This is a genomic window from Streptomyces bobili (assembly GCF_002154575.1).
Taxonomy (GTDB): Bacteria; Actinomycetota; Actinomycetes; order Streptomycetales; family Streptomycetaceae; genus Streptomyces; species Streptomyces bobili.
Genome location: NZ_MUBA01000114.1, coordinates 1 through 5,738, shown reverse-complemented (window position 1 = coordinate 5,738; position 5,738 = coordinate 1). Strand labels below are relative to the sequence as shown.

Genomic DNA, 5,738 nt, shown 5'->3' with positions numbered 1-5,738 from the left:
GTCTCCGGTCCAGACACGCACGGGACGCCAGGCCTAGGCCTCCGGACCCTTCCGGAGGACCTGCGGACCCGCCCCCTCCGGAAAGGACTGGCGCCCGCCAAGTTTTACGTATAACCNNGGTCACCCTCGTCGTCGACGACTACGACGAGGCGATCCGCTTCTACACCGAGGCGGTCGGCTTCCGGCTCGTCGAGGACGAGGCCCGCCCCGACGGCTCCCGCTGGGTCGTCGTGCGGCCCGGCGGGCACCAGGAGGGCACCGGCCTGCTGCTCGCCAGGGCCAAGGACGACGCCCAGCGCTCCCGGATCGGAGACCAGACCGGCGGCCGGGTCGGCTTCTTCCTGCACACCGAGGACTTCGCGGGCGACCACGCCCGGATGAGCGCCGCCGGCGTGACCTTCCTGGAGGAGCCCCGCCACGAGTCGTACGGCTCCGTCGCCGTCTTCCGGGACCTCTACGGAAACCGCTGGGACCTGCTCCAGCCCGCCGGCTGACCGGCCCCGCACCCGCCCCACCGCCCAGCCCGTCCAGCCCGAGGAAAGACCCGCCATGACCGCTACGCGCGTAGACACCGCCACCCTCCGCCGGCTCCCCAAGGCCGTCCTGCACGACCACCTCGACGGCGGTCTGCGCCCCGCCACCGTCGTCGAGCTGGCGGCCGCGGTCGGCCACACCCTGCCGACGACCGACCCCGACGAGCTGGCCGCCTGGTACTTCGAGGCCGCCAACTCCGGCGACCTGGTCCGCTACATAGCGACCTTCGAACACACCCTCGCCGTCATGCAGACCCGCGAGGGCCTGCTGCGCACGGCGGAGGAGTACGTCCTCGACCTGGCCGCCGACGGTGTCGTGTACGGCGAGGTGCGCTACGCCCCCGAGCTGAACACCAACGGCGGGCTGGCCCTCGCCGAGGTCGTCGAGACCGTCCAGGAGGGCCTCGCGGCCGGTATGGCCAAGGCCGCCGCGGCCGGTACTCCGGTCCGGGTCGTCACCCTGCTCTGCGGGATGCGGATGTTCGACCGCGTCCGCGAGGCCGCCGACCTCGCCGTCGCCTTCCGGGACGCGGGCGTCGTCGGCTTCGACATCGCGGGCGCCGAGGACGGCTTCCCGCCCGCCGACCACCTGGACGCCTTCGAGCACCTGCGCCGCGAGAACGTCCCCTTCACCATCCACGCCGGTGAGGCCCACGGCCTGCCCAGCATCCACCAGGCCCTCCAGGTCTGCGGAGCCCAGCGCATCGGCCACGGCGTGCGCATCACCGACGACATCGTCGACGGCAAGCTCGGCCGCCTGGCCGGCTGGGTGCGGGACCGCCGTATCACGCTGGAGATGTGCCCGACGTCCAACCTCCAGACCGGCGCGGCCACCTCCATCGCCGAGCACCCGATCACCGCGCTGAAGGACCTCGGCTTCCGCGTCACCCTCAACACCGACAACCGTCTGGTCTCGGGGACGACGATGACCCGCGAGATGTCGCTGCTGGTCGAGGAGGCGGGCTGGACGGTCGAGGACCTGCGCACCGTCACGGTGAACGCCCTCAAGAGCGCGTTCATCCCGTTCGACGAGCGCCAGGCCCTCATCCAGGACGTCGTCCTGCCGGGCTACGCCGCCGCGCTCTGAAGGAGCCCGCGCACATAGGCGGCCTGTCCGACGTGCTGGAGATCGTCGGACAGGACACTGACCAGGCGTACGCCGAGCGTGACCGGCGGGTCCCAGCGCTCGTCCACGACGCGCTCCAGCTCCGCCGCGGTCACCCCGCGCAGCGCCTGGAGCGTCTGCGCGTGGACGGCGTCGTAGTACCCGGTGAGGAGGCCGCCGTCGGTGACCCGCACCTTGCCGACCTTCGCCGCGCTGTGCCCGTACCCGGTGTCCAGGCGTGGCAGGTCCAGGCCGAACCGTTTCTCCCACTCCTGTGACAGCCACACCTGATCGAGGCCGAAGGCGTCGGCCATGTGGTCGTCCTGGACACGGGTGAGGTGCCAGACCAGCCAGGCGACCGAGTTGGTCTCGGCGGTCGGCCGGGCGTTCAGGTCGTCGGGGTCCAGGCCTCCGACGGCGGCGTGGACCTCTTCCTGGATGCGGCCGTAGCCGTCGATGAGGATGTCCTTCGCGTGCATACGTCCACCATCGCAAACCCGCCGCCCAGGCGCCGCCTCTCGGCAGGACTCCCGCCCGCGTTCCGCCACCCGCGTCCCGTCACCCGTGTTCCGTCTCCAGCAGGGCCATCAGCGCGCGTGCCGCCGGGCTGGTCGCGCGGGCGGGCGGCAGCAGCGCGACGGTCTCGTACACCACCTCGCCGGTCCCCTTGAGGGGCAGCGCGGTGAGCGCCTCCCGCTTGTGCCGGAAGTGGCGCGGTACGACGGCGATGCCGAGGTTCTCGTCCACCAGGTCCAGCAGGCTGTGCACGTCGTTGACCTCCAGCGCGACCGTCCGGCGGACCCCGGCCGCCGCGAAGGCCGCGTCGGTGGCGCGGCGCGGGCCCCAGTCGGGGTGGAAGTCGACGAACACCTCGTCGGCGACGTCGGCCGGGGTGAGCGCGGCGGCGGCGCCGGTGAGGCGGTGGTCGGGATGGCACAGGACGTACATCGGCTCGTCGGTGAGTGACGCGGAGCGCAGCTGTTCGCTGTCCGCCTGTGTGCGGTAGGCGAAGGCCAGGTCCAGCCGTCCGGCGGCCACCTCCTCGGCGAGGGCGCCCGAGCCGGACTGCCGCAGCCGGATCTCCACGTCCGGGTGGCGCCGCCGGAACGCGGCCAGCAGCCCCGCCACATGCACCCCGGCGATGCACTGCTCGGTGCCCACGGACAGGGTGCCGCGCACCACGCCCTGCACGGCCGCCACCGCCTCGTGGGCGGCCCGTACCTGTGCCAGGATCCGTTCCGCCTCCGCGAGCAGCGCGCGGCCCGCCTCGGTCAGCGTCACCCGACGGGTGGTACGGACGAACAGGGGCGCCCTCAGTTCGCGCTCCAGCGCGCGGATGGACGCCGACAGCCCCGACTGGGAGACCATCAGGCGTTCGGCGGCACGGGTGAAGTGCTGGTCCTCGGCGACCGCGACGAAGTGCTGGAGGTGGCGCAGTTCCATGATTGAGAAGCGTAGCCGCTGAATACCATCGGATTCTTCTGTTGGACCACTACCCGCAGGCAGGGCGAGAGTGGGTGAAGGTCCCGCGAACCGATCTACGGTTGCCACGGACCGAACTTCCGAGCCAACCCCCCTCCTGGAGTCGCGTTGTACACCGCACACCCCGACCGCTACGCGCACATGCCCTACCGGCGCACCGGACGCAGCGGCCTGAAGCTCCCCGCGCTCTCGCTCGGACTGTGGCACAACTTCGGGCCCGACCGTCCCGTGGAGACCCAGCGGGCCATCCTGCGCCGCGCCTTCGACCTCGGCATCACGCACTTCGACCTGGCGAACAACTACGGCCCGCCGCCCGGCGCCGCCGAGTCCGCGCTGGGCGAGTTCCTGAAGGCCGACTTCGCGCCGTACCGCGACGAGCTGGTGATCTCCACCAAGGCCGGCTATCTGATGTGGCCGGGCCCGTACGGCGAGTGGGGTTCGCGCAAGTACGTGCTGTCCTCCCTGGACCAGAGCCTGACCCGGATGGGCCTCGACTACGTCGACATCTTCTACTCGCACCGCCCCGACCCGGAGACTCCGCTGGAGGAGACGATGGGCGCCCTGCACTCCGCGGTCCAGCAGGGCAAGGCGCTCTACGTCGGCGTCTCCAACTACTCGGCCGAGCAGACCCGCGAGGCCGCGCGCATCCTGGGCGAGCTGGGCACCCCGCTGCTCATCCACCAGCCGCGCTACTCGATGCTCGACCGGCGCCCCGAGAGCGAGGGCCTGCTCGACGCGCTGGACGAGCTCCAGGTCGGCTCCATCGTCTTCTCCCCGCTGGAGCAGGGCGTGCTCACCGCCCGCTACCTCGACGGCATCCCGGAGGACTCGCGGGCCGCGAGCGACAGCCCCTTCCTGAACTCCGAGGCACTGACCGGCGAGCTGGTGGGCAAGCTGCGCGCCCTCGACGACATCGCCAAGTCCCGCGGCCAGTCCCTGGCCCAGCTCGCGCTGGCGTGGGTGCTGCGCGGCGGCCGGGTCACCTCCGCCCTCGTCGGCGCGAGCAGCGCCCGGCAGATCGAGGACAGCGTCGGTGCCCTGGACAACCTGGACTTCGAGGCGGACGAGCTGGCCCGCATCGACGCGGTGATCAACGGCTGAGCCGTTCCGTCAGGCGGACGGTGACGACGTCCCCCTCCTTCTTCCCGATGGCCCTGCGCACCTCGGCCTTGACGGGGAGTTTGTGGGTGCCGTCCCCGAGGGCCATGAACGAACTCCGGAACGGATGTCCGTCGACGGTTCCGCTGATCTTGACCAGTCCGCGGGTGCCGAAGAAATCGACGGACTCCGGCCAGATCACATAGGTCCAGCCGCCGTTCCCGGGGCTCTTGCGCAGGACGGCGTCGAATTCCGCTTCCACGCGTTCCCGGTGTTCCACTTGTCCCTCGGCAGCCATGACGTCCTCCACTCGCGGCGGTCTTCCGGTCTTCATTTCCGGCCCTCTTCCGGCCCTCTTCCGGCCCTCTTCGGGGCAGACCGCCGCGAGCGAGTGAATTCATCGGTCAGGCTCCGACACCCGCCTTGGGGGTCGATTACCTCCCCGTATTGACGGAGCCCACGTCCCGCCCGCCGTATTTCGGCCATGAACGGCGTGGAATATGCCAAGAGACTGGCCAAAAAAGCATGGTGACAGTGTTTCAGTAGTCAACATACTCAAACAGCAGGGGCAGTTCATCCCGCAGGAGCCGCACGGAAAGCGAGGCCCGCACCGGCAGCGAGCGACGGGGGAGAAGGACGTGCACGACGAATTCCTGTGCCATGTCACCGCGTACGGAGTGTGCGACGGCCGCCGTATCGGCGTACCGCTCGGCACCTACCGGGCCCCGACGCTGGCGCTCGCGCTGTGGTGGCTGCGCGACCGTGCCTCCTGGATCGCCGAGCGGCTCGACCCGCAGCCGGAGAGTACGCGCATCCCGCCGCACGCCCTGGTCCCCGTCGCCGACACCGCGCCGGACGTCCCCCGCCTGCTGCGGGCCTGGTGCGCCGACCTCGACCGGCAGGAACTGGTCGCCGACGAACTGGCTGTCGGGCGACTGGTACGGATCGCCGTGAGTGACGAGACCACCGAGTACGAGCTGCTCGCCGAGTCCGTCGACGCCCTGCGTATGCAGCGGACCATCCCGCCACTGGTGATGCCGGTCGGCTGACCGGACGCCCGCGACCGGATCTCCCACCCGGCGCACAAGGGTGCGAATCGGTAGAATTCCCGCATGGCGGAATCGCCGATCAACCCCACCGCACCCGAACTCGTGCTGGAGACCGAGACGGGCGCCACGGTGATGATCCCGGGCCACGACTACCGCGTCGGCCGCGACCCGCTCAGCGACATCGTCCTCGACGACGCCCGGGTCTCCTGGCACCACGCGGTGCTGCGCCCCGACGGAGACCACTGGACCCTCGCGGACGAGCACAGCACCAACGGCACCTACGCCGACGGGCGCCGCGTCCACGAATGGGGCATCGGACCTGGCAGCGTCATCCGCTTCGGCAGCCCCGACGACGGCCCGTGCGCCGTCCTGACCGGCCGCCCGAGGCCGGCACCGCAGCGCCCCTCCGCGGTGGCCAACCCCGCCGTGACCGGGACGTTCCGGCGCCCCACCACCGTCCGCCCCCTGCCC

8 protein-coding genes are annotated in these 5,738 nt (G+C 71.2%); 5 read left to right on the top strand and 3 right to left on the bottom strand.

Features of this window, described 5'->3' with window-relative positions; genetic code table 11:
* Positions 1-110: 110 nt before the first annotated feature.
* Both BZL64_RS10335 and BZL64_RS10330 read left to right on the top strand, forming a co-directional pair.
* Complete coding sequence (locus BZL64_RS10335; RefSeq protein WP_086768316.1) at positions 111-494, top strand: VOC family protein; 384 nt, start codon at positions 111-113, stop codon at positions 492-494.
* 55 nt (positions 495-549) lie between these two features.
* On the top strand, positions 550-1,620 hold the full coding sequence (locus tag BZL64_RS10330) for an adenosine deaminase (protein ID WP_086768314.1): 1,071 nt from the start codon (positions 550-552) through the stop codon (positions 1,618-1,620).
* On the opposite strand, the gene BZL64_RS10325 is transcribed toward BZL64_RS10330, so the two are convergent.
* The gene (locus BZL64_RS10325; protein WP_086768312.1) at positions 1,602-2,117 is read right to left on the bottom strand and encodes a mycothiol transferase; all 516 of its coding nucleotides are present in this window, start codon (positions 2,115-2,117) and stop codon (positions 1,602-1,604) included. The two genes, BZL64_RS10330 and BZL64_RS10325, sit on opposite strands and share 19 nt — an antisense overlap.
* Positions 2,118-2,196: 79 nt before the next feature.
* Complete coding sequence (locus tag BZL64_RS10320) at positions 2,197-3,081, bottom strand: LysR family transcriptional regulator (protein WP_086768310.1); 885 nt, start codon at positions 3,079-3,081, stop codon at positions 2,197-2,199.
* Positions 3,082-3,228: 147 nt separating this feature from the next.
* On the opposite strand from BZL64_RS10320, the gene mgrA reads away from it, so the two are divergent.
* Positions 3,229-4,221 (top strand): L-glyceraldehyde 3-phosphate reductase, encoded by a 993-nt coding sequence (gene mgrA / locus BZL64_RS10315; RefSeq protein ID WP_086768308.1) that lies wholly within the window; start codon positions 3,229-3,231, stop codon positions 4,219-4,221.
* On the opposite strand, the gene BZL64_RS10310 is transcribed toward mgrA, so the two are convergent.
* Positions 4,211-4,516: a DUF1905 domain-containing protein gene (locus BZL64_RS10310; protein WP_167396116.1), complete on the bottom strand. Its 306-nt coding sequence runs from the start codon at positions 4,514-4,516 to the stop codon at positions 4,211-4,213. The genes mgrA and BZL64_RS10310 overlap by 11 nt on opposite strands.
* Positions 4,517-4,856: 340 nt before the next feature.
* Between BZL64_RS10310 and BZL64_RS10305 the strand changes: the two genes are divergently transcribed.
* On the top strand, positions 4,857-5,267 hold the full coding sequence (locus BZL64_RS10305) for a hypothetical protein (RefSeq protein ID WP_086768306.1): 411 nt from the start codon (positions 4,857-4,859) through the stop codon (positions 5,265-5,267).
* A gap of 63 nt (positions 5,268-5,330) precedes the next feature.
* The coding region (locus BZL64_RS10300; RefSeq protein ID WP_143663076.1) for an FHA domain-containing protein at positions 5,331-5,738 on the top strand (408 nt) is incomplete at its 3' end.